Source organism: Streptomyces sp. NPDC037054 (assembly GCF_055606745.1).
Window position 1 is genome coordinate 1 of record NZ_JBVJSJ010000008.1, and the last position, 25,219, is coordinate 25,219.

At 72.4% G+C, this 25,219-nt stretch carries 25 protein-coding genes, 1 tRNA gene and 3 pseudogenes; 16 read left to right on the plus strand and 13 right to left on the minus strand.

Going from position 1 to position 25,219, the window contains the following annotated elements; translation table 11 throughout:
- The 5 genes from ACZ7D7_RS20040 to ACZ7D7_RS20060 all read left to right on the plus strand — a co-directional run.
- A partial coding sequence (locus tag ACZ7D7_RS20040) for a (Fe-S)-binding protein (protein ID WP_470825861.1) occupies positions 1 to 718 on the plus strand: 718 nt, incomplete at its 5' end.
- A gap of 162 nt (positions 719 to 880) precedes the next feature.
- Positions 881 to 2,173: an FG-GAP repeat domain-containing protein gene (locus ACZ7D7_RS20045; protein ID WP_470825862.1), complete on the plus strand. Its 1,293-nt coding sequence runs from the start codon at positions 881 to 883 to the stop codon at positions 2,171 to 2,173.
- A 289-nt stretch (positions 2,174 to 2,462) separates the two neighbouring features.
- Positions 2,463 to 3,935 (plus strand): FG-GAP-like repeat-containing protein, encoded by a 1,473-nt coding sequence (locus tag ACZ7D7_RS20050; RefSeq protein ID WP_470825864.1) that lies wholly within the window; start codon positions 2,463 to 2,465, stop codon positions 3,933 to 3,935.
- Between the two features lie 103 nt (positions 3,936 to 4,038).
- Positions 4,039 to 5,475 (plus strand): FG-GAP-like repeat-containing protein, encoded by a 1,437-nt coding sequence (locus ACZ7D7_RS20055; protein WP_470825865.1) that lies wholly within the window; start codon positions 4,039 to 4,041, stop codon positions 5,473 to 5,475.
- 15 nt (positions 5,476 to 5,490) lie between these two features.
- Positions 5,491 to 6,495: a Yip1 family protein gene (locus ACZ7D7_RS20060; protein WP_470825866.1), complete on the plus strand. Its 1,005-nt coding sequence runs from the start codon at positions 5,491 to 5,493 to the stop codon at positions 6,493 to 6,495.
- Between the two features lie 239 nt (positions 6,496 to 6,734).
- On the opposite strand, the gene ACZ7D7_RS20065 is transcribed toward ACZ7D7_RS20060, so the two are convergent.
- Positions 6,735 to 7,232: a phosphoribosyltransferase gene (locus ACZ7D7_RS20065; RefSeq protein ID WP_470825867.1), complete on the minus strand. Its 498-nt coding sequence runs from the start codon at positions 7,230 to 7,232 to the stop codon at positions 6,735 to 6,737.
- Positions 7,233 to 7,278: 46 nt separating this feature from the next.
- On the minus strand, positions 7,279 to 7,854 hold the full coding sequence (gene dcd, locus ACZ7D7_RS20070; RefSeq protein WP_470825868.1) for a dCTP deaminase: 576 nt from the start codon (positions 7,852 to 7,854) through the stop codon (positions 7,279 to 7,281).
- A gap of 533 nt (positions 7,855 to 8,387) precedes the next feature.
- On the opposite strand from dcd, the gene ACZ7D7_RS20075 reads away from it, so the two are divergent.
- The 3 genes from ACZ7D7_RS20075 to ACZ7D7_RS20085 all read left to right on the plus strand — a co-directional run bounded on the left by ACZ7D7_RS20075 (position 8,388) and on the right by ACZ7D7_RS20085 (position 9,368).
- Positions 8,388 to 8,461 (plus strand) — tRNA-Gly (locus tag ACZ7D7_RS20075).
- A 272-nt stretch (positions 8,462 to 8,733) separates the two neighbouring features.
- Positions 8,734 to 8,949, plus strand: coding sequence for a type II toxin-antitoxin system VapB family antitoxin (locus ACZ7D7_RS20080; RefSeq protein WP_351239434.1), 216 nt, complete (start codon positions 8,734 to 8,736; stop codon positions 8,947 to 8,949).
- Positions 8,946 to 9,368 (plus strand): PIN domain nuclease, encoded by a 423-nt coding sequence (locus ACZ7D7_RS20085; protein WP_402705290.1) that lies wholly within the window; start codon positions 8,946 to 8,948, stop codon positions 9,366 to 9,368. Before ACZ7D7_RS20080 ends, ACZ7D7_RS20085 begins: the two co-directional genes overlap by 4 nt.
- A 159-nt stretch (positions 9,369 to 9,527) precedes the next feature.
- Here the strand turns inward: ACZ7D7_RS20085 and ACZ7D7_RS20090 are convergent, their stop codons facing one another.
- Both ACZ7D7_RS20090 and ACZ7D7_RS20095 read right to left on the minus strand, forming a co-directional pair.
- On the minus strand, positions 9,528 to 10,580 hold the full coding sequence (locus ACZ7D7_RS20090; protein WP_470825869.1) for a hemolysin family protein: 1,053 nt from the start codon (positions 10,578 to 10,580) through the stop codon (positions 9,528 to 9,530).
- Positions 10,577 to 11,914, minus strand: a complete 1,338-nt coding sequence (locus ACZ7D7_RS20095; RefSeq protein WP_470825870.1) for a hemolysin family protein — start codon at positions 11,912 to 11,914, stop codon at positions 10,577 to 10,579. The genes ACZ7D7_RS20090 and ACZ7D7_RS20095 overlap by 4 nt, the downstream gene beginning before the upstream one ends.
- A 523-nt stretch (positions 11,915 to 12,437) precedes the next feature.
- Between ACZ7D7_RS20095 and ACZ7D7_RS20100 the strand changes: the two genes are divergently transcribed.
- A complete protein-coding gene (locus ACZ7D7_RS20100; RefSeq protein WP_470825872.1) occupies positions 12,438 to 13,457 on the plus strand; it encodes a sporulation protein in 1,020 nt (339 codons plus the stop codon).
- Positions 13,458 to 13,595: 138 nt separating this feature from the next.
- Positions 13,596 to 14,051 (plus strand): tellurite resistance TerB family protein, encoded by a 456-nt coding sequence (locus ACZ7D7_RS20105; protein WP_470825873.1) that lies wholly within the window; start codon positions 13,596 to 13,598, stop codon positions 14,049 to 14,051.
- Positions 14,052 to 14,297: 246 nt separating this feature from the next.
- Here the strand turns inward: ACZ7D7_RS20105 and ACZ7D7_RS20110 are convergent, their stop codons facing one another.
- Together ACZ7D7_RS20110 and ACZ7D7_RS20115 are read right to left on the minus strand one after the other, a co-directional pair.
- Entirely contained in the window at positions 14,298 to 15,230 is a 933-nt protein-coding gene (locus tag ACZ7D7_RS20110) for a M56 family metallopeptidase (RefSeq protein WP_470825874.1), read from the minus strand.
- A 6-nt stretch (positions 15,231 to 15,236) separates the two neighbouring features.
- On the minus strand, positions 15,237 to 15,626 hold the full coding sequence (locus ACZ7D7_RS20115) for a BlaI/MecI/CopY family transcriptional regulator (RefSeq protein WP_470825875.1): 390 nt from the start codon (positions 15,624 to 15,626) through the stop codon (positions 15,237 to 15,239).
- A gap of 201 nt (positions 15,627 to 15,827) precedes the next feature.
- On the opposite strand from ACZ7D7_RS20115, the gene ACZ7D7_RS20120 reads away from it, so the two are divergent.
- The 4 genes and pseudogenes from ACZ7D7_RS20120 to ACZ7D7_RS20135 all read left to right on the plus strand — a co-directional run.
- A complete protein-coding gene (locus ACZ7D7_RS20120; protein WP_470825876.1) occupies positions 15,828 to 16,403 on the plus strand; it encodes a TerD family protein in 576 nt (191 codons plus the stop codon).
- A gap of 52 nt (positions 16,404 to 16,455) precedes the next feature.
- Positions 16,456 to 16,620, plus strand: a pseudogene (locus ACZ7D7_RS20125) (twin-arginine translocase TatA/TatE family subunit); the annotation flags it as partial.
- Positions 16,621 to 16,820: 200 nt separating this feature from the next.
- A complete protein-coding gene (locus tag ACZ7D7_RS20130) occupies positions 16,821 to 17,399 on the plus strand; it encodes a hypothetical protein (protein ID WP_470825877.1) in 579 nt (192 codons plus the stop codon).
- Positions 17,400 to 17,447: 48 nt separating this feature from the next.
- Positions 17,448 to 17,810: pseudogene (locus ACZ7D7_RS20135) on the plus strand (hypothetical protein); the annotation flags it as partial.
- 24 nt (positions 17,811 to 17,834) lie between these two features.
- On the opposite strand, the pseudogene ACZ7D7_RS20140 reads toward ACZ7D7_RS20135, so the two are convergent.
- Positions 17,835 to 18,421, minus strand: a pseudogene (locus ACZ7D7_RS20140) (DUF5994 family protein).
- Positions 18,422 to 18,586: 165 nt separating this feature from the next.
- On the opposite strand from ACZ7D7_RS20140, the gene ACZ7D7_RS20145 reads away from it, so the two are divergent.
- Positions 18,587 to 18,811 (plus strand): hypothetical protein, encoded by a 225-nt coding sequence (locus ACZ7D7_RS20145; protein WP_470826216.1) that lies wholly within the window; start codon positions 18,587 to 18,589, stop codon positions 18,809 to 18,811.
- A 64-nt stretch (positions 18,812 to 18,875) separates the two neighbouring features.
- Here the strand turns inward: ACZ7D7_RS20145 and ACZ7D7_RS20150 are convergent, their stop codons facing one another.
- Both ACZ7D7_RS20150 and ACZ7D7_RS20155 read right to left on the minus strand, forming a co-directional pair.
- The gene (locus tag ACZ7D7_RS20150; protein ID WP_470825878.1) at positions 18,876 to 19,376 is read right to left on the minus strand and encodes a DUF5994 family protein; all 501 of its coding nucleotides are present in this window, start codon (positions 19,374 to 19,376) and stop codon (positions 18,876 to 18,878) included.
- A 126-nt stretch (positions 19,377 to 19,502) separates the two neighbouring features.
- Positions 19,503 to 20,876, minus strand: a complete 1,374-nt coding sequence (locus ACZ7D7_RS20155) for a phosphatase PAP2 family protein (protein ID WP_470825879.1) — start codon at positions 20,874 to 20,876, stop codon at positions 19,503 to 19,505.
- 334 nt (positions 20,877 to 21,210) lie between these two features.
- On the opposite strand from ACZ7D7_RS20155, the gene ACZ7D7_RS20160 reads away from it, so the two are divergent.
- A complete protein-coding gene (locus ACZ7D7_RS20160) occupies positions 21,211 to 21,723 on the plus strand; it encodes a DUF5990 family protein (RefSeq protein WP_470825880.1) in 513 nt (170 codons plus the stop codon).
- Between the two features lie 90 nt (positions 21,724 to 21,813).
- On the opposite strand, the gene ACZ7D7_RS20165 is transcribed toward ACZ7D7_RS20160, so the two are convergent.
- The 4 genes from ACZ7D7_RS20165 to ACZ7D7_RS20180 all read right to left on the minus strand — a co-directional run bounded on the left by ACZ7D7_RS20165 (position 21,814) and on the right by ACZ7D7_RS20180 (position 25,208).
- Positions 21,814 to 22,218, minus strand: coding sequence for a hypothetical protein (locus ACZ7D7_RS20165; protein ID WP_470825881.1), 405 nt, complete (start codon positions 22,216 to 22,218; stop codon positions 21,814 to 21,816).
- An 89-nt stretch (positions 22,219 to 22,307) separates the two neighbouring features.
- Positions 22,308 to 22,709 (minus strand): VOC family protein, encoded by a 402-nt coding sequence (locus tag ACZ7D7_RS20170; RefSeq protein WP_470825882.1) that lies wholly within the window; start codon positions 22,707 to 22,709, stop codon positions 22,308 to 22,310.
- Between the two features lie 70 nt (positions 22,710 to 22,779).
- A complete protein-coding gene (locus ACZ7D7_RS20175; protein WP_470825883.1) occupies positions 22,780 to 23,466 on the minus strand; it encodes a hypothetical protein in 687 nt (228 codons plus the stop codon).
- A complete protein-coding gene (locus tag ACZ7D7_RS20180) occupies positions 23,463 to 25,208 on the minus strand; it encodes a serine/threonine-protein kinase (protein ID WP_470825885.1) in 1,746 nt (581 codons plus the stop codon). Before ACZ7D7_RS20180 ends, ACZ7D7_RS20175 begins: the two co-directional genes overlap by 4 nt.
- Positions 25,209 to 25,219: the final 11 nt, after the last annotated feature.

The following is a 25,219-nucleotide window of genomic DNA, read 5'->3' on the forward strand; positions in this document are numbered from 1 at the left end:
GGAACTGGGCATGGAGAACGTCATGTCCCTCAACGCCGCCTTCGGCGAGGAGATGGACGACGAGGGCAAGGTCACCGCCGGGTCCCGCAGGCCCACGTCGGCGAAGAAGATCGTCGCGACCTGCCCGCACTGCCTGAACACCCTCGGCAACGAGTACCCCCAGCTCGGCGGTGACTACGAGGTCATCCACCACACCCAGCTGCTGCAGCACCTCGTCGACGAGGGCAAGTTGGTCCCCGTCACGCCGGTCGAGGGTCTGATCACCTACCACGACCCCTGCTACCTGGGCCGCCACAACAAGATCTACACGCCGCCGCGCGAGATCATCGGCAAGGTCCCCGGGCTGCGGAACGAGGAGATGCACCGGCACAAGGAACGCGGCTTCTGCTGCGGCGCCGGCGGTGCCCGCATGTGGATGGAGGAGCGGATCGGCAAGCGCATCAACAACGAACGCGTCGACGAGGCCCTCGCCCTCAACCCGGACATCGTCTCCACCGCCTGCCCGTTCTGCCTCGTCATGCTGACCGACTCCGTCAACGGCAAGAAGAACGACGGCAAGGCCAAGGAATCCATCCAGGTCGTCGACGTCGCCCAACTCCTCCTCGACTCCGTCAAGACCCCCGCCGACCCCACCGACCAGGCGGAGACGGAGAACGAACCGGAGAACGACACGGAGTCCAAGTCGGATTCCGAGTCGGAGTCCGAGCCGGTCAAGTAACGGCAAGGGGCGCCCTGTTCACCGCTCCCCGCGGCCCCCTCGGCGCCTCGCGACATCTCCCGGCACCCCCCGGAACCTCACGGTCCGGGGGGTGTCGCCGTTCCCCCGGAGGCGTGCATCATTGCGAGGTTGTCGTTGTTCCAGGGACTGGTGAGGTGGACGGTGCGCGTGCGCAGAAGCGGCATCCGGACGGCGAGCGCGCTCGGCACCCTGCTCCTGCTCGCCGCCTGCGGACCGACCCCGCAGGCGAAACCCGGCGCCGCCGAACCGACGCCCGTGCACGCGGCGAAGGCCCCGGCCCGGCTGCCCGTCCCACGCGGCGAAGGCAGCGAGGCCGCCGACGACTTCAACGGTGACGGCCACCGCGATCTCGTCCTGAACGACCTCGCCAAGACGCAGAGCCACGCCGACGACGCGGGCATCGGCATCGTCTACGGCAGCTCGCGCGGACTCGTGCCCGGCGCACGGCAGTTGCTCTCCCCGGCCCGGCACGCGGCCCGTACGCGGGGCGAGTTGCCGGCCGTCTTCGACGCCGAGGCGAGCTGCGACCTCGACGGCGACGGCTTCACGGACCTCGTCGTGTCGACCGACCCGCCCTACGACGGGCAGGGCCGCCCGCCCGTGCCCTTGCAGATCCTCTTCGGCTCACCGGGCGGCCTCACCGGCAAGGCGGTCAAGGTGGCCGTGCCGGAGCGGGCCCGGGCCGGCAACGACTGGCCGGACCAGCCGGTGTGCGGCGACTTCGACGGCGACGAGGCGCGCGACCTCGTCGTGCACGCCTCCGGCGGACTGCTCACCTATCTGCGCGGCCCGTTCAGCCGCGAGGGCGCCCCCCGCGCGGCCGGCGCCCCGCTCCCGGCGCCGGGACAACTGCCCACGGGACCGGCCGCCGACGTGAACCGCGACGGCTACGACGACCTGGTGGTGCGCGAGGCCGAGGGCGCCGCCGCCTCCGCGCTCGTCCTCGGCGGCCCGAACGGCCCGGCCCGCACCGGCGTCGCCCTGCCGACCGGCCTCGACGTGGCCCTCGGCGACTTCGGCAAGGGCGAGGCCCTGGACGCGGCCGTGGGCACGAGGGACGGCACCGCGCTGCGCTACGACCTGCCGGCCGCCACGCGCGCCACCCTCGCCACCCCCGGATCCGTCCTGGACGCCGGGGACTTCGACGGGGACGGCCGCAGCGACCTGGTCACCGGCGGCTCCCGGCTGCGCATCTTCCCGGGACGCGCGTCGGGCCCCGCGGCGGACCCGGTCACGGTCGAGCCGCCGGCCCCGGGCACCACACGGGTCCTGGCGGTCGGCGACTTCGACGGCGACGGCCGGGCGGACCTGGCGGTGCGGTCGTACCGGGGCGAGACGAAGGACACGGTGGCGGTGTATCCGGGGTCCAAGCGGGGGCTGGTGGCGGCGCAGCCGTCGGTGACCTTCTCGACGTCGGACTTCCTGGCCGACTGACGTCGGGCTCGCCGGCCGGCTGACGCCGGACTTCCTTGCCGGCTGACGTCCGGCTTCCGGGGCGGCCGACGTCCGGCTTCCCGGTCGGCCGAGGCCCGCAGCGGCACCCCCCGCGAAACCCACCGGCGATTCACCGAAGTCCCGTACAACCGTTCCGCCGTACCGCAGGTCTCTTGATCGCCGACCTGTCGGTGAACCCCGGGCGAATCCCCGGCGAACACGGACCGTCCGGCCCCACATCGACTGTGGATGCCCGCCAGGCATCCCCCGCATGCCGCAGGAGACCCGCATGCACAAGCACCTGCGACTCGCCCTCGCGTCGGCCACCGCGGCCGCGCTGACGGGCGGTCTGCTCACCTTCACGGCCGCGACCGCCACCGCGGCCGACAGCACGCACGTCCCGCAGGCCGACTTCAACGGCGACGGCCTCGGCGACACCGCTTTCTCCGCCCACGGCGCCCACGTCAACGGCCGCAGCGAGGCCGGCCAGCTCGTCGTCCTGTACGGCACCGGCACGGGTGTGTCCTCCGCCAAGCGCTCGGTGATCAGCCAGAACACCACCGGCACCCCGGGCACCGCCGAGGCCGAGGACGGCTTCGGCTACGACACCGCCTACGCCGACTTCAACGGCGACGGCTACGACGACATCGCCGTGGCCGCCTCCCGCGAGGACGTCGACGGGGACACGGACGGCGGCACGGTCGCCATCCTGTGGGGCTCCGCCTCGGGCATCACCGGCAAGGGCACCACCGTCGCCGACCCGGCCCGCTCCTCGCACGACTTCTGGGGCAAGAACCTCGCCGCCGGCGACTTCGACGGCGACGGCAAGGACGACCTGGCCGTCGGCACCTCGTCCGCCACCGTGCACGTCTTCAAGGGCGGCTTCACCACCTCCGGCACGACCGGCGGCCGTTACACCGTCAAGCCCCCGATCATGGGCAGCGACGCCCGCGGCCCGCTCAACCTGACCTCCGGCGACGCCAACGGCGACGGCCGCGCCGACCTCCTCGTCAACGGCTACGAGACGCAGTCCGAGTACGGCTGGAACCGCAACTTCTACGTCCCCGGCACCGCGAGCGGCCTCAGCACGGCGGCCATGCGGGAGCTCAAGCCCGGCATCATCTCCGGCATCGGCGACATCAACAAGGACGGCTACGGCGACATCGTCAGCGGCGCCGCCTGGAACGCCACCCTCGACGACGGCACGCCGATCCCCGACGCAGCCAAGGGCGGCAAGGTCTGGGTGACGTACGGCTCCGCGAGCGGCCCCGCCACGGCCACCGGCATCACCCAGGACACCGGCAACGTCCCCGGCACCTCCGAGACCAACGACTCCTTCGGCTACGAACTCGACCTCGGCGACGTCAACGGCGACGGCTACCAGGACCTCGCCATCGGCGTCGCCGGCGAGAACGTCGGCAGCGCCGGCGACACCGGCGCCATCACCCTCCTCTACGGCTCCGCGAGCGGCCTGAACACCAGCTCCGGCGCCCAGTGGTTCGCGCAGAGCACCGCGGGCGTCCCCGGCAGCGACGAGAGCGGCGACATGCTCGGCCTCGACGTCAAGATCGACGACGTCAACGGCGACGGCAAGGCCGACCTGCTCGCGGGCTCCAACGAGAACAGCGGCAACGGCGCGGTCCTCTACCTGCCCTCCAACGGCACGAAGATCACCACGACCGGCGCGCGCACGATCTCCCCGAGCACCTCGGGCGTCTCGACGACGGGCACCCCGGGCTTCGGCTCCAACTTCGCCGACTGACCCACCCTGCCACCAGCGGCCGGGCCCGGCACGGGCCCGGCCGCTCGTCTCCCCTCCTCCTTCCTCACGGAGCACCACTCCTCTTCCCTCACGGAGCACCACCTTGCGCAAGCGCACCCTCCTGTCCGTCACCGCCCTGACGGCGGGCCTGCTGGGAGGCCTCCCGGCGGCGACGGCCGCGGCGGCGCCCTCGGGCCTGTCCGGCGACTTCAACGGCGACGGGTACCGCGACATCGCGATCTCCGCGCCCATCGGCACGGTCGGCGGCAAGTCCGGCGCGGGCTACGTCGCCGTCGTCCACGGCACCGCGAGCGGCCTCGACACCACCAAGCGCCAGATCATCAGCCAGGCCACCGAGGGCATCCCGGGCGTCCCCGAGTCGTACGACTACTTCGGCGACCGCATGACCACCGGCGACCTCGACGACGACGGCTACACGGACCTGATCGTCGGCGTGCACGGCGAGCGGATCGGCTCCACCGACGAGTCCGGCGTCCTCACCGTGATCTGGGGCGGCTCCACCGGTCTGAGGACCGCGACCGACATCACCTCGCCGCTCCCGGAGAATCGTTACGAGCTGGGCTGGTCCGTGGCCACCGGCGACTTCGACGGCGACGGCGACACCGACCTGGCCGCCGCCAACATCGCCTATCCGGGCCTGAGCGTCTTCAAGGGCCCGATCTCCCGCACCGGGCAGGCCGCCGGGCACCTCGGCATCGACACCCAGGCCCGGACCGGCATCAACACCGACAGCGTCGTCGCGGGCGACGTCACCGGCGACGGCCGGACCGACCTGCTGGTCATGGGCCAGGAGGAGATCACCGACGGCTACCGCACCCGCGGCGTCCTCTACAAGGGCACGGCGACCGGCCTCACACCGGGCAGCAAGGTCGCGGGCGGCTACGACGCCGTCATCGCAGACGTCGACAAGGACGGCTACGGCGACATCGTCACCGGCAACTTCATGGAGAAGTCGACGACCGAGCCGAACGGCGGCCTCGGCGGCGCGATCACCGTCACCTACGGTTCCTCCACCGGCCCGAGCACCACCCGCACCCCGGTCCGCATCACGCAGGCCACCACGGGCGTGCCCGGCACCGCCGAGAAGGGCGACGGCTTCGGCCGCAGCCTGTCGGCCGGCGACACCAACGGCGACGGCTACCCCGACATCGCGGTCGGCGCCCCGGACGAGGCCGTCGGCTCGGTGTACAAGGCGGGCACCGTGACGGTCCTGCGCGGCTCGGCGTCCGGCCTGACCGGCAGCGGCGCCAAGTCGTTCTCGCAGAACACCTCGGGCGTCCCCGGCACCGCCGAGCGGCTCGACTCGTTCGGCTCGGAGGTCCGTCTGACGGACGTGGACGTCGACGGCCGCGCGGAGCTGGTGGCGAGCGCCGACATCGAGAACACGGGCGACGGCGCGGTCTGGGTGTTCAGGACCACCACGTCCGGCATCACCGCCACCGGCTCGAAGTCCTTCGGCGCGGCCACGGTGGGCGGCCCGACGGGCGACGCGTACTTCGGCAACGTCCTGGCGGGCTGAGGCGCCCCTTAGGGGATGTCACAGCTCGGCCGCAAAGCCGGGCCCGAACGCCCGGGCCCGGCACGTCACTCTCCGGAACCAGGTACGTTCGAAGACGTGGCTGGATTCAGGATCGGACGCGGCCGGGACAACGGCGCTCCTCACGCGCGACCGCAGAACCCCCCGTACGGACAGCAGACGCCGCCGGGACCGTCGTACGGCTATCCCCCGGCGCAGCCGCCGTACCCGCAACAGCAGCAGTACGGCGGCGGCGCCCCCTGGCCTCCCCAGGGCGGCGGGCAGGGCGGGCACGGCGGACGGGGCGGGCACGGCGAGCCGGAGTACTTCGGCGACGGCGGCTACCCGCAGGGCGGGGCGCACGACCCGTACGCCGCGAACAACCCGGGTCACACACAGGCGTTCGCCATCGGCGAGGACCCCTACACCCAGGGCGACACCTACCGCGCCGGCGCGGCCGGACCGCCGCCCGGCCCGGTCGGCCCGCGCCTGCACTGGAAGGACCTGCTGAAGGGCATCGTGTTCTCGCCCCAGCAGACCTTCCTGCGGATGCGCGACTACACGATGTGGGGCCCGGCCCTCGTCGTGTCGTTCCTCTACGGCCTGCTCGCGGTGTTCGGTTTCGACGGCGCCCGCGAGGACGCGATCAACGCCACACTGTCGAACGCGATCCCGATCGTGCTGACGACGGCCGTCGCGATGGTGCTGAGCGCGTTCGTGCTGGGCGTGGTCACCCACAGCCTGGCCCGTCAGCTCGGCGGCGACGGCGCGTGGCAGCCGACGGTCGGCCTGTCCATGCTGATCATGTCCCTCACGGACGCCCCGCGTCTGGTCGTCGCGATGTTCTTCGGCGGCGACGCGACCCTCGTCCAGGCCCTCGGCTGGGCCACCTGGCTGGCGGCGGGCGCCCTGCTGACCCTCATGGTCGGCCGCTCCCACGACCTGCCGTGGCCGAAGGCGCTGGGCGCGAGCGCGATCCAGCTGATCGCGCTGCTGTCGATCGTGAAGCTCGGCACGTTCTAGTGCTGCGGCCGGGAAGGTTTGCCGAACTGCTCGCGGCGTCCGGTGCGGTGCATCGCAAGGCGGAGCACCGCCCGCGTACTGGGCGTACGCGGGCGGTGCGACAACGCCGCGAGGTGCCGTGCCGGGCGTCGCGAGCCGGTGAACCTTTCCGGTCGCAGCACTGGCGTCCCGCGCTCCTGAACCAGGAAAGGGCTCCCCGCCGCACGCCGGCTGGGGAGCCCTTCTCGCGTCCTGGCGGCTCAGGCGTCGAGCACCTGACCCTCCCTGCGCACCACGGGCGGGAGCACGCTCCACGGGAAGTTGATCCAGTCATCGGTGCGCTTCCAGACGTACTCGCACTTCACGAGGGACTGCGACTTCTCGTAGATGACGGCCGAGCGGACCTCGGCGACGTGCTCGACGCAGAAGTCGTGGACGAGCTTGAGCGTCTTGCCGGTGTCGGCGACGTCGTCCGCGATCAGCACCTTCTTGTTGGTGAAGTCGATGGCGTTCGGGACGGGCGCGAGCATGACGGGCATCTCCAGCGTCTCGCCGACGCCGGTGTAGAACTCGACGTTGACCAGGTGGAGGTTCTTGCAGTCGAGGGCGTAGGCGAGGCCGCCGGCCACGAAGACGCCGCCGCGGGCGATGGACAGCACGATGTCCGGCTCGTACCCGTCGTCGGCGATGGTCTGCGCGAGCTCGCGCACCGCCGTGCCGAACTGCTCGTAGGTGAGGTTCTCCCGTACGGCGCTCATGCGTGCGTCCTGCTCCTGTCGTGCGCGGTTTCCCGTCCCGGGCGGGTCATACCCGGGTCCGGTGGAAGTTGAGGTAGGAGCGGGAGGCGGTCGGCCCCCGCTGCCCCTGGTAGCGGGACCCGTACCGCTCGCTGCCGTACGGGTGCTCGGCCGGCGAGCTGAGCCGGAACATGCACAGCTGGCCGATCTTCATGCCGGGCCACAGCTTGATGGGGAGCGTGGCGAGGTTCGACAGCTCCAGCGTGACGTGCCCGGAGAAGCCGGGGTCGATGAACCCGGCGGTGGAGTGCGTGACGAGCCCGAGCCGCCCGAGCGAGCTCTTGCCCTCGAGCCGCGAGGCGAGGTCGTCGGGCAGCGTGATCACCTCGTAGGTGCTGGCGAGCACGAACTCCCCGGGGTGCAGGATGAAGGGCTCGTCCCCCTCCGGCTCCACCAGCCGCGTCAGATCCGCCTGCTCGACGGACGGATCGATGTGCGGGTACCGGTGGTTCTCGAACACCCGGAAGTACCGATCGAGGCGTACGTCGATGCTGGACGGCTGCACCATGGAGTCGTCGTAGGGATCGATACGCACCCGTCCGGCGTCGATCTCGGCCCGGATGTCCTTGTCAGAGAGAAGCACGCCCCGAGGATACGCAAGGCGCGCGGAGCAGCCACAATCGTGACGACTCCACGCGCCGGGGATGCCTCTGGCGCCGGGCCTTCCGGCCCGCCCGCCGGGGCCTCTAATGCTTCTCGAGGCTGACCGGCACGACGCTGCGAAGCCGCGCACACCGCGGACACCGCATGAGCCGGCCGGGGCCGAGCCGCTCGGCCTGCTGCATCGGGAACGAAGCGGTGGTGAACACGTGCCCCTCGGCACAACGGACGACGGTGCGCTCCATCAAGTCCCTTAAGTCCCTTCCCCAAGAGCCGCGTCTGGCCTACTGCCCTGACGACAAAAGCCACAGTACGGGATCAAAGGGACGACTCTCCAGGCGGCACTCCGGCCCGCCCGAGCCCTCTCCCACACCCCCACGGTACGCCCCAACTCCGGTGCCCCGCAGCCGTGTCACGCCCAGGAAACGCGGGCGGACCCGCCGACTTCAGCACGGCGGGCCCGACATGAGGTAAAGTGACCAGGCGTCCGGACACCGGTCTCGACCGGCGTCTTACGCGGGTGTAGTTTAATGGCAGAACATCAGCTTCCCAAGCTGAGAGCGCGAGTTCGATTCTCGTCACCCGCTCCACTTCGAACCCCCAAGTCATTTGGCCTGGGGGTCGTTTGTTGTCTGGTCCAATTTGAGGGCGGCGTGCCCTTGCATGCCCCAAGCCAGAAGGCCGCTTCACCTGGACCTCCGACAGGCGGGCGAGGCCGGCGACATCGACCTTGGCCAAGCCGGACACCAGCTGAAATCGTCCGCGCGATCTCTGGCCGATCGTCCTGCTCTGAATAGACCAACCTGACATGCACCATCTAGGATATAAAGGGTGGTGTCAATGATATCAAGGGAGGCAGCCAATGAGTCGGACCGTGATCGACCTCGATGACCAGCTGCTCGCGGACGTGGCCAAGGCCCTCGGTACCAGCACCAAGAAGGAGACGGTGAACACCGCCCTGCGCGAGGTGCTGGAGAACCGGCGGCGAGCCCTGGCGCTCACTCGCCTGCGGGCGTCGGCGGAAGAGGGCGCCTTCGACCTCGATCTCTTCGAGGACAAAGGAAACTACCGTCGGTGAACGCCGCGCAATACCTGATCGACACCAGCGCGCTTGCCCGCCTACTGCGCGGTGACGCCGAACAGTACGGATGGGACCAGGCGGCCGCCGCCGGGCTCATCGCCACCTGCCCCATCACCGAGTTGGAATTCTTCTACAGCGCGCGTTCCGCCGCCGACCGGGCACAAGGCATCGAAGACATGCGCCTGCTCTTCGGCTGGGTGCCGGTCGACGACCGCGCCTACGACCGAGCCTGGCGGGTCCAGGAGGTCCTCACCCAGCGCGGACAGCACCGCAGTGCCGGAGCCGTCGATCTTGTGGTGGCTGCCACGGCCGAGTTGCAGGGACTGACGCTGCTGCACCGTGACCGGGACTTCGAGTGCATCGCCGCCGTCACCGGCCAGGCACTGCAGTGGTATGGCCCTGAAGCCGGCAAGTGAGGCAGGTGCCGACGGGACGCTTCGCCGGATGGCTCTGCACTCGCGAAGCGCTCCCCGTGCTGCGCAGGTCAACGATCACATGGCCTTCCAAGCGCCATCGCTTCCCGAGCTGAGAGCGCGAGTTCGATTCTCGTCACCCGCTCCACTCCAAGGCCCAGGTCATCGACCGGGGCCTTCTTCCTTGCGGGCGGCGGTTGACGTCTGTGGCTGGAGGAAGCGGGCGAGCAGGTCGTCCAGGCTCACCATGCCGGTGAGCCGGCCCGAGCCGTCGCGGACCACGGCGAGCGAGGCGCGGCGCCGGCGCAGCAGGTCGATCGCCTCGGCGACCGTGGCGTCCTCGGTCAGCTCGGGCACCGGCCGGGCCAGGGCACGGGCGCTGGTCGCGCGTCCCCGGGCACGGGCCACCACGGCGTCACGGGCGTGCACCGAGCCGAGGACGGTGTCGCGCTCGCGGACCAGCAGGCGGGTACGGTCGCGGGCCGCGGCCAGGCGCAGGATCTCGTCGGCGTCGGCGCCGCCGTCGACCGAGGCGATCTCGGCGGCGGGCACCTGGAGCTCCCGCACCGGGGTCTCGGGCTCGGTCAGCGAACGTGTCAGCAGCTCCGAGTCCGTCGCGCTGATCAGGCCGAGTCGCTCGGACTCCTCGACGAGGTGGGCGAGTTGCTCACGGTTGTGGACGGCGGCGAGCTCGTCGCGCGGGGTGACACGGCACAGCCGTACCAGGCCGTTGCTCATCCTGTTCAGCACCGAGATCAGCGGCCGGACGGTCTTCACCACGGCCCGGAAGGGCGGCGAGAGCAGCATGGCCGAGCGCTCGGGGTGGGCGATGGCCCACGACTTGGGGGCCATCTCGCCGACCACCATGTGCAGGAACACCACCACGATCATGGCGACCGCGAAGGCGATCCCGTAGCTGAGCGCGCCGGGCAGGCCCAGCCTGTGCAGCAGCGGGTCGAGTTCGTGGGAGATCGCCGGCTTGGACACCGAGCCCAGGCCCAGCGTGCAGACCGTGATGCCGAGCTGGGCGCCGGCCAGCATCAGCGACAGCTCACGCATACCGGCCAGGGCCGCCCTGGCCCCGCGCCGGCCCTCGGCGGCGGCCTTCTCCATGCGGTGCCGCTTCGCGGCGACCAGCGCGAACTCGGCGGCCACGAAGAATCCGCTGCCGACCAGCAGCAGCACGGTGACGAAGAGCGCCATCGGGAAACTCATGCCTGCTTCTCCGTCTCCTGGGCCAGTCGCTCGATCCGTACGCGCTCGGGCACGTGCCGGTCGAGGGTCCGTACGTCGATCACGGCGGTGCCGCCCTCGGGCAGCTCGACGGTGAGCCGGTCCCCGATGGTCGGGAAGCGGCCCAGCCGGTCGACGATCAGGCCGGCCACGGTGTCGAAGTCCTCCTCCTCGGGCAGCTCGACGCCGGTGGCCTCGGCCACCTCGTCCAGGCGGCGGCCCGCGTCCACCAGCCAGCCGTCGCCGTCCACGACGGCGACCACGGCGACGGTGTCCGACTCGTCCGCGATGTCGCCGATCAGCTCCTCGGCGATGTCCTCGTACGTGACGATGCCCGCCACACCGCCGTGCTCGTCGAGGACGACCGCGAACTCGTCGTCGCGCTCCCGCATCCGGGTCACGGCGTCGGGCAGGGGCAGGGTGCCGGGCAGCAGCAGCGGGCGCCGCGCGACCGCGCCGGCCGTGGTGTCGCGCAGGCGGTCGCCGGGCAGGCGCATCAGCTCGGCCACGCCGAGGACGCCGTCGACGTCGTCGGGGTGGTCGCCGATCACGGGATAGTTGGAGTGGCCGTGCCCGGCGATCAGGTCGACCGCTTCGGCGGCGGTGGCGTCCCGGCGGACGAAGACGGCGTCGACGCGCGGCACCATCACCTCGTTGAGCGTCCGCTCGGAGAACTCCAGAGCGTGGTCGAGCAGGTCGGCGGTCTCCTTCGGCAGGGCACCCCGCTCGTGGGACTCGCCGATCAGGTGGCCCAACTCCTCCAGTGTGGCCCCGTGGTGCAACTCCTCGACCGGCTCGATGCCGATCCTGCGCAGCAGCTTGTTCGCCGCCCCGTCGAAGACGCGCACGAGCGGGCCGACGGCCTTCAGGTACGCCAGCGTGGACGCGGCCAGCGACTTCGCCAGCCGCTCCGGCACGGCGATCGCGAGATTCTTCGGGGCCAGCTCGCCCAGCACCATCTGCACGACCGTGGCCAGCACGAAGGCCAGCACGACCGAGATGCCGCTCACGGCCGCGCCGGGGAGGCCCATGCCCGACAGCGCGGGTCTGAGCAGCGCCGACACCGACGGTTCGGCGATGAAGCCGACGACCAGTCCGGTGACGGTGATGCCGAGCTGGGCGCCCGACAGCATGAACGACAGCCGCTCCAGCACCTTCAGGGCACGGGCGGCCTTCCGGTCCCCGGACTCGGCCTCACGGGCGAGGGCGAGGCGGTCGGCGGAGACGTAGGCGAACTCCTGGGCGACGAAGTAGCCGGTGCCGGCGGTCAGGACGAACACGGCCAGCAGGCCCAGGAGGGCGTTGGCCGCGCTCATCGGCGCATCGATCGCGAGGGGGCGTCCCGCCGCACGCCGTACTCGGGAAATACCTGGCGGGAAGGTCGGGGACCGTGCCCCGAGGGGTCCGTCGATCTGGCGGACAAGGGAGTGTGCTCCTTCGATCTAGGGGTGCGTCCGGACAACGGTTCTGGCCGGAATCATGTTCCCGGCCCGCGGGCGAGCACCGCACCGGCGAGGGCCACCGTCACCCGAACTGCCGGAAGGGCGGGCCCCAGCCGGTCCGGCCTGGGCGGATCCCGGCGGGTCGGGCCTGGGCGGACCCCGGCCGGTCGGGCCAGGCCGGCCTCCGTGCGCGTGACGTCTCCTTTCGGCCTTTCCCGACGCGCCCGCCCGGACCGCGACCCGTGCCCGCTCCACCCATCCTATGCTTCTACTCACTTGTAGAAGCCCGCCCGGCCGGGCTCGCGCGTCCGGACCGCGAACCGCCGTCGTGCCGCGCACTCCAACCGGGCGGCCCCACCCTCATGGAACACACGCACGCTAAGGAGTGGACGCCACCATGGTGTTCAAACGACTGCTCGGCTCGCTCGGCGTGGGCGGCCCCACCGTCGACACGGTCCTCGACCCGGACCCTGTCCTGCCCGGCGGCACGCTCACCGGTCGGGTCCACCTCAAGGGCGGCAGCGCCGACTTCGACATCGAGCACCTCACCCTCGCACTGGTGGCGCGGGTGGAGGCCGAGCACGAGGAGGGGGAGGACGAGGGAGTCGTCACCTTCGGCCGTTTCACCGTCGGCGGCGGCTTCCGGCTCACCGAGGGCGAGCAGCGCACCGTGCCGTTCAGCGTCACGCTGCCGTGGGAGACGCCGATCACCGAGCTGTACGGGCAGGCACTGGGCATCGTCCTCGGTGTGCGCACGGAACTGTCGGTGGCCGGGGCCAAGGACAAGGGTGACCTGGATCCGCTGACCGTGGGCCCGCTGCCCGTTCAGGAGGCGATCCTGGACGCCCTCGGCCGGCTCGGCTTCGGCTTCAGGTCCGCCGACCTGGAGTACGGGCGCATCGGCGGCACCGGCCAGCAACTGCCCTTCTACCAGGAGATCGAGATCACCCCGTCGCCGCAGTACGCGCAGCGGGTGAACGAGATCGAGGTGACCTTCCTGGCCGGTCCGGGCGGCGTGGAGGTCGTCCTGGAGGCCGACAAGCGCGGCGGCTTCCTCTCCGGTGGCCATGACGCGCTGACCCGCTTCACGGTCGGCCATCACGACGCACGCGACTGGACCGCGGAAGTCGACGACTGGATCCGCCAGTTGGTCGAGCACCGGGCGCCGCACGGTTCCCACGGCGCCTTCGGCCACGGCGACCCGTACGCCGAACACGGGCACGGGCACGGGCACGGGCACGGGCACGGGCACGGCGGGCACCACGACGGCCGGCACCCTTCCGGTCCGGGCGTGGGCACCGCCGTCGCCGCGGGCGCCGCCGGGCTCGCGGTCGGCGTCGTCGGCGGGATGGTCGCGGCCGAAGTCGTCGACGAGGTCGGGGACTTCTTCGAGGGAGACGAGGAAGAAGAGGGCTGACGGCGCCACCCGCCTCCGCCCCCAGCTGATAACTTCTACTTTGCTGTAGAAGTTTTGCTGCCCGGAGCGCCCCCGTCCGGGCATCCTCCTGATACCAACCGACACGTACCGATACGTACCGACACGTACGGAGTTCTCATGGCCCTGTGGGACCGCCTCAAGGAGTCCGCATCGACGATGCAGACCCAGCTCATGGCGAAGAAGAACGACCTCAAGAGTGGTGCCTTCCGCGACGCGAGCATGGCGATGTGCGCCCTCGTGGCCGCAGCCGACGGCACTGTCGACCCGTCCGAGCGGCAGCGGGTGGCCCAGCTCATCGCCACCAACGAGGTGTTGCAGAACTTCCCCGCCGACGACCTGCGCCGGCGCTTCGAGGACAACCTGAACAAGCTCACCGCCGACTTCGCTTTCGGCAAGGTGAGCGTCATGCAGGAGGTCGCCAAGGCGAAGAAGAAGCCCGCCGAGGCACGGGCCGTCATCCAGATCGGCATCGTCATCGGCGGCGCCGACGGCGACTTCGACAAGGACGAGCAGGCCGTCGTCCGTGAGGCGTGCTACGCCCTCGACCTGCCGCCCCACGAGTTCGACCTCTGACCGACCCCGACCGTGCGGCGGGCCCGTGCCGTTCGGCGCCGACCCGCCGCGTCGGCGGCCGGAGCCGGAGCGACGGCCGGAACCGGAGCGGCGGCCGGAGCCGGAGCGGTGACCGGAACCGGAGCGGCGGCCGGAGCCGGAGCGGTGGCGTCAGGCGGGGGACTCGTCACCGCACTCGCCGCACCCACGGAGGCCCGGCCTCGGCGCCGCGACCGCCCCACGCCGGAACGTCCCGCCCGGCCGGGATCAAAGGGGCGTGGCCGCGTGCAGGATGAAGACCATCGTCACGGCCGAGTTCGCCGACGACATCGCCGACACGGCGGCCCCCACCGCCGCACCCCACGTCGCCACACCCACCGACGTGAACAGCGAGGGCCAGCTGCGCACCGCGGGAGCGGGCCCGAGCAGGGCAGCCACCCGGCGCGGCACCGGTCCCGCCGCGGCCAAGCCGGCCAGGGTCGCCACGGGAGTGCCGCGCGAGACCAGGGCCGCCTTGCCGATCGCGTGCGCCACGGTCCGGCGGCTGCCGACCGCCTGGGCCGCGTCCTCGTCCGCCCACCGCTCCGCCGCGTACGACACCGCCGTCCGCAGCGGACGCAGGAACGGGTTGGCCCGCGCGGCCAGCTGGACCGCGAGGAGGAACCGGTGGTGGCGGGCGGCCAAGTGGGCCCGTTCATGGGCGAACAGCGCCCGGCGTTCGGCCGGTTCGAGACGGTCCAGCATGCCCGTGGTCACCACCACCCGGCCCCGTCGGCCGGCCGGCAGCGCGTAGGCGTAGGGGGCGTCGTCCGGGAGGACGGCCACCTCCGACCCCCGCAGCCCGGCCAGCGCCCGATGGGCACGACGGCGCACCCGCCCGTGCCGCCACAGCGTCCGGCCGCACGCCACCAGCACCGCGCCGAGCGCCGGAATCGCCGCCTTGCCGACCACCTCGTCGTACGGGACCGCCGCCCGCACCTCGGGGTCCGACCAGCCGTCGGGCAGCGGGTTGCCGGGCAGTTGGGCGGTGCCGACCACCATCACCAGCGCCAGGCACACCGTGCTGCAGGCCGCCATCACCGCGGCCACCCCGGTCAGCAGCCGGGTCGCCGTCCGTGGATGCAGATGCTGCTCGGCCAGGCGGGCGATGGGCCACGCGGTCAAGGGCAGCACCAGCGGCAGAAAGACGAACACCCCCATGAGGCTTCAGTCTTCCCCTTCGTCCCGCGACTGACCCAGCAACTCCCGCAACAGCCGCTCGTCGTCCGGACCGAGACCGGTCACGAAGCTGGCCAGCACCGCCTCGCGGTCGCCCTCGGCGTCCAGGACCCTGCGCATCTTGTGCGCGGCGAGGCCCGCCTGGTCCGACGCGGGCGTCCAGGCGAAGGACCGGCCCGCGCGCTCCCGCGTGACCGCGCCCTTGGCCAGCAGGCGGGTCAGGATGGTGATGACGGTCGTATAGGCGAGGTCGCCGCCCAGGCGCTCCTGCACCCAGCCGGCCGTTGCCGGGCCGTCCGCCTCCCGGAGCGCCGACAGGACCAGCGCCTCCAGCTCACCCTGCCCCCGCCGCCGGGGGCGCTGCTGCTCCTCGGCCACGCCCGGTCTCCCTTCCACCGCCGTCCGTTTCCCGCGCGGACATCGTATAGACGCCGTCAGGAGCGCCGCCCCTGCGACGGCCCGCGCCCCGGGCCGCGGGCACGGCCGGAACACGCTCCCACATTCTCTACAGTGATGTAGATTCTTGAGTCCGGGTCCGTGCCGCGGACCTCGACCGCATCTGCCGAGAAGGAGCACGCAGTGGGAGTTTCCCTGTCCAAGGGCGGCAACGTCTCGCTCAGCAAGGAGGCGCCGGGCCTCACCGCCGTCCTGGTCGGTCTGGGCTGGGACGTCCGTACGACCACCGGCACCGACTACGACCTCGACGCCTCCGCGCTGCTCCTCGACGCGTCCGGCAAGGTCCCGTCCGATCAGCACTTCGTCTTCTACAACAACCTGACCAGCCCCGACGGTTCGGTGGAGCACACCGGCGACAACCTCACCGGTGAGGGCGAGGGCGACGACGAGGTCGTCAAGGTGAACCTCGCGGCCGTACCCGCCGAGGTCGAGCGGATCGTGTTCCCGGTGTCCATCCACGACGCCGAGAACCGCGGCCAGAGCTTCGGCCAGGTCCGCAACGCCTTCATCCGCATCGTCAACCAGGCCGGCGGCGCCGAGATCGCCCGCTACGACCTGTCCGAGGACGCCTCCACCGAGACCGCGATGGTCTTCGGGGAGCTCTACCGCAACGGCGCCGAGTGGAAGTTCCGCGCCGTCGGGCAGGGTTACGCCTCGGGCCTGGCCGGGATCGCCGCCGACTTCGGCGTGGGCGTCTGACACGCCGCGGAGGCGGCGCCCCCGCCACCGACTCGGGAGAGAGCAGGACACCATGTTCGGACTGAGCGAACTCGCGGTCATCCTCATCGTGGTCATAGCCGTCCTCGTCGCCAAGAAGGGCCCCGAACTGGCCCGCTCCGCAGGCAAGTCGGCCCGCATCCTCAAGGCCGAGGCCCGCGCCATGAAGAAGAGGGAAGAGGAGACGGAACGGCCGCCGGCCCCCCCGCCCCCGGGCGCACCGAGCACGCGAGCGGTGCGCCACCGCGGGACAGCAGGCCGTAGACCCGCTGTCCGTGGGAGGGCCGCCCCCGCGAACGGGCACTCGTCGGCGCTTCGGTGTCCTCCGAAGCGCCTTCCCGCGTGCGCCCCGGCACCGTTCGGCCGCCGGTGTCAGTGGGTGCCTCTACTGTCGGCCGCATGGGGAACTACTTTCAGACCGTCGTCGACCTCGACGCCACGGCGGCGGACGCGTCAGCACTGGCAGCCCGGGGTCTCGACTGGCTCGTCGGGGAAGGGATCGTCCTCGCCGAGCGCACCGACTGCGTGCTCGGCGCGCCGCTGGGGCACCCGCCCGGCCCGGGGTGGGCCCGGGCTGTCGGCGACGACGAGGGCTGGGAGCCCAGCGACGGGCTCAACATCGAGACGGGCCGTAACGTCTTCAACGGCGGCCAGGGCGACGCCATGTACGCCGTTTGCCCTCACTGCGCCGGCCGCACCGACTTCTACACCGACCGCTGGGAGGAGATCCCCGAGGCCTGGAAGCCCTTCGGGGAGGCCATCGAGGCCTGGACCGACACGGGCGAGGCCACCGTCGGCTGCCGGCACTGCGGTCGTGCCGGTGACGTCACGGCATGGACGTGGTCCGACGACTACTACGCCCTCGGCCACCTGGGCTTCACGTTCTGGGACTGGCCCGAGTTCGACCCGAACTTCCTCAGCCGCTTCGCACATGCCCTGGGGGGCCATCGCGTGGTCGTGGTGGGAGGCAAGTTGTAAACCAGGGAACCGCGCACGGAGCACCCCGGGGCGTGATCAGCTTGCGGCGTGGAGACCATCATCGCCAGCGGCATAGCCGTCCTGGGGACACTGCTCGGTTCGGGGATCACCCTGGCCTTCCAACAGCGCACCGTCGACAGGACCCACGAGCTCACGCGCCGCGAAAAGCTCCGGCAGGAACGGCTCGACGCCTACTCCGCCTACGCCGGCGCGTTGCTCAACTACCGCCGCTGCCTGGTCCACTTGTGGTTCTGCGAGCACGAACAGCCGCCGCCGGAGGACCCCGACACGGTGCGGATCCGCGCCTACGATTTGCGTTCCAACGCCCAAGAGGCCCTGTTCCGGGTGCAGATGCTCACCGACGACGAGACGCTGAGCCGGGCCGCGGAGGACCTGCTCGCGGACGTCACGTCGCACTGGGCGGCCACGCCGTCCTCACACCCTCTCGGGCCGGTCCAGCGGCCCCGCGGTGACCGCTCGGTCCTGCGGGGGAGCGACGGCGGTACCCGCTTCGTGTCCCCCCTCGGACTCCCAGACCGCTTCGCCGGTGGGATCGTCGGCCTCGGTGGCCGGCGTCCGGTGCGCGGCCTCCGCCATCAGGCCGCTCGCGGTCACGGTGCGGTGCGGGTCGCTGGCGGCGGCCATCAGCCGGGCGGCCTCGGCGGGAGGTGCCCCCGGGGGAACCACCAGCAGGTTCCAGCGGCCCACGCGATAGGAGAACAGCAGAAGTTCGTGCGGGTCCTGCTCGAAGCGGAACCAGCCCACCTTCACCACGTGCCCGGCGCCTGATGGGGGATCACCGGCCACTTGCCTGGATTCAGCGTGACCCGGGTGATCCGTCCCCACAGCGGTTCGAGGACGGCCGCCAGGCCGGGCAGTTCGGCGGCGAGGTCGCGCGAGCGGGGCCACCACGCGCCGTCCAGCAGAAGGGGTGCGGAGCCGACGGGAGCGAGCGACAGACGCACGGGGAACCTGGGACGTCGGTCCTCGGGAGTCGCCGGGCGGAAGACGGTCGCAGTCATGTCGCGAACCCTGCCCCGGGCGGGCCTGAGCCGACCCGGCGTATTCGATCGCCGAGAACGACACGGACGCGAATGCCCGTGCGCGAAGTGTCTTCGGTTCTTTCAGCGTACTCCTCCCCGCGTAGAGTGACCGGCGCTCCCTTCCTGTCGCACAGCGAGGTCGTCATGACGTCCGAGAAAGCACCCCACGCCGGGTACGCCGAAGTGCAGGTCGTGGCCGCGTCGCCCGAGGTCGCCCGGCGGGTGGCGGAGGTACTCCGCCGCAGCTTCGCCGCGACCGAGCAGCGCAGCTTCCCCGCGGAGGGCGAGGGCGGGACCCGTCTGGAACTCACCGTGGACACGACCCGTCCGGAGGAACCGGCCCGCTCGTGGCTCGAGTCCAGCCGGTGAGCGCGGGCCTCTGACCGCCGACGCCGCACGGCGGCTCACGGTCGGGCCGGGCGCCCCGGCCGGATCACCCTCGGGCCCGGCGCCCCGGATCCGTTCGCTCCGTGCCGGTGTCGACGAGGATCTGTTCCGCCGGGGTCTCGCCGCCGGCGCGCACGGCCGCGGTCATGGCGGCGCGCGCCGCTTCGGGTGTCGCGTGCGGCGGGACCACGAGGAGGGAGAAGAGGTCCGCGCCCTCCCGGGTGATGAGGACGGTGTCGTCGCCGACCGGGTAGGAGTCGATGTGGACGACGCGGTCGTCGATGGTCATCCGTGTCGGCAGTTCCTCCCAGGCGTCGCCGTCCAGGCCGACGCGGGTGATGGGACCGAGGTACTCGGACAGCACGGTGACGAGGCCAGGGAGTTCACCCGCGATGTCGCGGGACCGGGGCCACCATGCCCCGTCCAGCACACCCTGCCGCTCATGGGTCGTCTCGAGCCGTACGACAGCCGTCCCGGGGCGCGGGGTCGCGTGGTGAACGGCGTCCGGCAGCGGCCGGGGCGCTCGCGGGCCATCGGAGTCGGGCATCGCACTCGCCTGCCAGCCGGGTAGGACCAACGGGAGGGAAAAAGGGAAAAGCGTCCTCGCTTCACGGTACTCCTCGGCCGACGGTGGCGGCCCGCATCCCGCGCACCGCCGCGTCCGCCACCCCCGTCACTGCGGAACGGCGGACTCCGCCTCACCGTCCCGCGGGCCGGGCAGTTCGGGTGGTGGGGCCGGACGTCGGCGTCCGGGCCGCTCGTCCGGATCGGGGTGGTCGGCGTCCCACCGCCGCGTGGTCCGTACGTAGCTGTGGATCACCGAGGTCATCGCCAGCAGGAGCAGCGGGCCGAACAGCCAGGGGTGTTCGGCCATGGGCACCGGCAGGAAGCGGTACGACAGCAGGAGCGCCGTGAAGATCACCGAGCCGTACGCGACCAGGCGGAGGCCCGTGCGGTCCCAGCCGCGGTCGTAGGTGCGCAGCGCCGCCTCGATCGTGAGCGTGAACACCACACCGGCGACGAGGTCGACGCCGTAGTGGTAGCCGAAGCCCAGCGTGGCGCAGAGCGTGGCGATCAGCCAGAAGGTGCCCGCGTGGCGCAGCAGGCGCGGGCCCTTGCGGGAGTGGAGGTAGATCGCGGTCGCCCACGCCGTGTGCAGGCTGGGCATGCAGTTGCGCGGGGTGATCCCGTCGAACGGCATGTGCTGCGGGTCGCCGACCGGCGGCGGGGTCTGGGGCCACAGGTGGGCCACGGCCCAGTCGCCGCTGGGTGGCATCTCGGGCGCCCACAGGCTGATCGGTGCCCAGTGGTCGGTGCCGGTGCCGTAGGCGAAGAGCGGGCCGACCACCGGGTAGATCATGTAGAAGGCGGGCCCGATGAGGCCGATCATCAGGAACGTGCGCACGAGGTGGTGGCGCGGGAAGCGGCGTTCGATCGCCACGTTGCGCAGTTGGTAGAGCGCGACCACGACCGCCGCGACCGCGAGCTGGCCGTAGATGGTGTCGAGGAAGTTGAAACCGATCGCGCCGGTGGCCGTGACCAGGCGGCCCACGAGCCAGGAGGGGTTGCCGAGTGCCTGGTCGGCGGCGGCCATGTACTGGTCGAGCACGACGGGGCGCGTCTTCGACGTGATGAGCAGCCAGGTGTCGCCGGTCTTGCGGCCGGCCACGAGCAGCATGCCCAGGCCGACGCCCTTGAGCAGCAGGACTCGTTCGGGGCCGGTGCGGCGGGTGAGAGCGATGACCGCGCAGCCGAGGATCACCCACAGGGCGCCGTTGCCGAAGGGGTGGCCCTCGGCCGGCATGGCGTCGAACGTCCACCGGCCCAGCAGGAAGGCGAGGTCGATGCCGATCGCCGCGGCGATCGCGACGAGCCGCTGCCGCCAGGTGAGCACCACCATCATCAGGGCCATGGCCGCGTAGAGCAGGCCGCCCGACTTGGGGGCGAAGATCACTTCGCGCACCTGGTTGGTGAGGGGCCCCCGTTCGCCGTGCCGGCGCGCGGCGAACTCCAGCGCGACGAGGAATCCGAGGGCCACGACGGCCACCGCGGCCCAGAGTGCCGTCCGTGGGTGTCGCCACGGACGTCCCGGGGTTCTCCCGTCACTTCGCGCAATGTCCTGCGGGGGTATGAATCTCACGTTTTGGCAGCTTTGTTAGATGTCGATCGGGGTCGGTTCGCCTCCTTGGTCCCGCCCCCTCACGCCGAGCGAAGCACAGCGAATCTGTGCAGGTCAATAGCGATGCGGGCGGGTTGGCGCGGTTGGCTCACGGGCCGCGCGCGCCGATTCGGCGCCTGTCGGCCGACCGTCCGCTCAAGGCGCAGGTCAGGTCGACGGCACCTCCTGGTGGAAGTTCACCCGCCCCCTCATGATGGCCGATATGCGCATCCGTATCGACGCCGTCGACCTCCCCGGCCGTACGTGCCGGGACCCCGCCGCGCGCGACGCCGCCCCCGGCTCCACGGAGTCCCCTGCTCATGCCGAGTACGCCGAGTACGCCGAGTACGCCGACGTCCACGTCGCCGTGCAGCGGCGGTCCCGGCCGGGTGAGCTCCTCGACCCGCAGCCCGGCGACGCCCCGTCCGCGACGTGGACCCTGGAGTGCGCAGCCACGGCCTCGCCGGCCGGCGTCGACGTGCGGGGACCGTACGTGCAGGACCGGTTGGGCCGCCGGTTCGTGTTCCTGTCGTGGGGCACCGTCGACGCGTCGGGCGGCTTCACCATGTTCCGCCGCGCCAAGCTCATGCTCGACGTCCTACCGGCGGACACGCTCGCCGCCGCCGCGCGCGAGGGCCTCCTGGTCGGGCGCCTCGGCCTGACCGGCCCGGACGGCGGCCCCGTCTGCGGGCGGATCGTGCCCCCGCGGATCACGTGGACCGCCGCGTCCGCCTGAACGACAGGCACGTCCTCCCCGCGTCCGCCTGAATGGCAAGCCCGTGGACCCGCCGCACGGCTGAGGGAAGAGGGGGAGAGGCGCGTGGCGTCACGCACCGACGCGGCGGTCGCCCCGGGTCGCGGCGGCGATCACCGCGGAGACGGCGGCGGTCACGGCGAGCGTGCCGAACATGACCATCCCGACGCCGATCACGAAGAGGCCGCTGGCGTCGTCCGACCAGTCGTAGTACGCGGCTGCCGTCAGGCCCGCCGTGGTGCCGAGCGCGGCGCCCGCGACGTGGTGCCGCGAGGCCGCCCAGTACACCGGCGCCAGCAGGGTCGCCACCAGCCCGATCACCTGCCACGGCTCGTACGGGCCGGTGCTCGTGCCGTCGGGGTGGACGTCACGCTGCTGGTCCCAGCCCAGCCAGGCGGCCCACATCACCGCGGCCACGGCGGCCGGGAGGAGGAGCGGCAGCAGCCGCAGTACGGGTTTCGGGAGGTCTCGGCGCATGCCCCGAGCTTTCCCGGCCCGCTCCGCCGCCGGCCAGAGCGCACGTACTCAGTTCCCGGCGTGAGTACGTCGCCCACCCCTGGCCCGGCTCAGCCGCCGTCCCGCGCGACCCACTCCACGAACTGGATCACGATCCCGTTGGGGTCCGTGACCTGGAACAGCCGCTCCCCCCACGGCTCCTCGCGCAGCGGCATGGTGAGGGTGACGCCCTCGGCGCGCAGCCGGTCGTGCTCGGCGTTCAGGTCGTCGACGGTGAAGGCGACGATCAGTCCGGCCGCGTGCTGGTCGCGGAAGCCCTCGGGCAGGACGTCGGAGCCGCGCCGCAGCACGACGACGTCCGCGGCGGCGTCGGGGCGGGCCAGGGAGGCGAAGCCGTCGGCGGCCATCACCTCCTCGTAGCCGAGGTGCGCGGTGAAGAAGCCGGCCGTGGCCGTCACGTCGTCGACGGTGAGCGAGATCGTGGTGGTCGTGATCTTTCCCGGTGAGGTCATGTCCGCAACGATTCCTCCCCCGCGTCCGTTGATCAACGGCGATTTCCGGAACGCTCCTGCTCGCGGCCGTTCAGGGGCAGTTGTACGTGATGCGGGCCGTGGCCGTGTGCTGCTCCGGGGTGAGGAGGCGCAGGTCCGCGCGGGCCGCGTACCGTCCGCTGCCCTGGAACGTCCAGAGCAGGTGCAGGCGTGCCTGCTTCTGACCCCGGGTCACCACCTCGCGCAGGACGCCCGACTCGGTGCCGTCGCTGCGGATCCAGCGGTAGGTGAGCGTGCCCGGACGGCCGTCCGTGGTGACGTGGGCGGTGATGTCCGCGGTGGCGTCGCAGCCCAGGGTCGTGGGCCGGGACGTGACCGACACCCCGCTCACCGTCACGGAGGGTCCGAGGCGCTGCCAGGCCAGGAACGCCAGGACCGCGAGCACGACCAGCACGGGCAGCGCGTGTCGGCGCAGCCGCCTTCGGCGCGGGTCCGGGACGGGCGGCGACGGCAGCGGCACGGTCGGGAAGGAGCGGTGCGTGCCGTGGGTGCGGCGCGCGAGGGCGGCGGTCACGCCCGGGCCGAACCGCAGCACGGTGCCCTCGGTACGGTCCGGCGGGGTCGGCGGGCGTCGCGTCCCGGGCACCGGCGCGACGAGGGCGGGGTCCGGGTCGGGCCGCAGGCCCCAGTGGCTGCCCAGCACGGTGGCGCTGTACTCGTCGCCGCTCGGCGGCGCCGGCGCGCGGTCCTCGGGCGCGCGGTCGTCCCCTCTCGTCATCGGAGGTCGCACCGCCTCGTCAGCAGGTGCTGCGACGCCCCGCCGTCGGCCGACGCCGGGCTCGTGGTCGACCGCACCGACCAGTAGCAGCCGTCCGTCACGAAGGTGTGCTCGACCGTCAGCGTGTAGTGGGTGGCCCCGCTGCGTTCGTACGTCTCCGGCGCACCGTCCGGTGTCCCCGGGCCGCCGTCCGCGGCGGCCGTGAACCAGGAGACGGTGATCGCGACCGGGCCGGTGCCGTCCGTCGTGACCTCGACGGTCGCCGTGGCCGTCGTGGGGCCGGTCTGCCGGAACCCCGACACCGTGACGTCCTTCACCGCGGGCGCGGCCGGAGCGGTGGGCGGGGCGGGTGCCGTGGTGGGCGCCGACTCGGTGGGCGCCGCTCCGGGCGCCGTCGCCGCGGGTGCCGCCGGGTCGCCCGAGTCCGCGGCCTCGGGGTCCGACGCCGACGGGTCGGGGGACACCGAGGCCGACGCCGACACGGACGGCGACACCACGGAAGAAGAAGGGGACGGGGACGCCGGGTCGGCCGGCGCGCCGGGCCCGGCCGGCGCCACCCCGTCGGGTCCCGCGCTGCTCGTGGCCAGCGCCTGCGCCGCCCGCCCGGTGTCCGCGGCCGGCGCGGGCTGGAGGCCGTACGTCAGCAGCAGGCCCAGCAGCACGGCCGCCCCCGCGAGCAGCGCCCCCAGCCGCCCCGGACGCCACGACCGCGCCCACCCGAAGCCCGGATCCGCGGCCGAACCCACGCCCGGACCCGGAAGCGGGCCCCGTCCCGGCCCCAGGGCCGACCCGGAGCCCGGTTCCCTGCCCGCGGCCGGGTCCCGGGCGAGGACTGTCCGTGCCGTGGCCGTCGTGCCGTGCGGGGCCGCGCCGCGGGCCGACGGCAGCAGGAGCGGCAGCAGGGCCAGCAGCGCGGCCAGCGCACGGCGGCCCCGGTCCTCCCAGTCGGGGCCGTAGGAGACGCCGGCCACCGCCTCCAGTTCCGCGACGAACTCCTCGGCGTGCCTCGGTCGCCGCGCCGGGTCCTTGGCCAGCCCGTGCCGCACCAGGTCCCGTACGGCCTCGGGGACCTCGTCGGCGGGGACCGGCGCGTCCAGGTGCTGGAGGGCGAGTTCGGCGAGGTTGTCACCGGCGTACGGGCGGCGGCCCGTCAGGCACTCGAAGAACGTGGCCGTCGCCGCGTACACGTCGGCGGCGGGCGAGGCGGGGGCACCGGTCCACTGCTCCGGGGCCATGTACGGCGGCGTCCCGGCCACGCCGGCGTCGGTGCCCGCGTCCGCCGCGATGCCGAAGTCGACCAGCTTGGAGGAGCCGTCCGGCAGGACGAGGACGTTGTCCGGCTTGTAGTCGCGGTGGACGACGCCCACGCGGTGCGCGTCGGCCAGGCCCAGCAGCGAGCCCTTGAGCACCACGAGCGCGGACTCCGGCCGCAGCGGCCCCCGCGAGGTCAGCAGGATGCGCAGCGAGACGCCGTCCACCAGCTCCATCACGATGGCGGCGCCGTCCGGGCTCTCGACGTACTCGTACAGACCGGCGACGTACGGGCTCTCCAGGCCGCTGAGCAGCCGCGCCTCCGCCCGGAAGTCGTGCACGAAGCCCGGCCGGGTGCGCAGCGACTCGTTGAGGTACTTCACGGCGACCGGGACGCCGGTCTCCTCGTGCACGGCCAGCACGACGCGGCCGCTCGCCCCCGACCCGAGTTCGAGCGACTCGGTGTATCCGGGCACCGCCCATGTGTTCATCACGCCCCCCG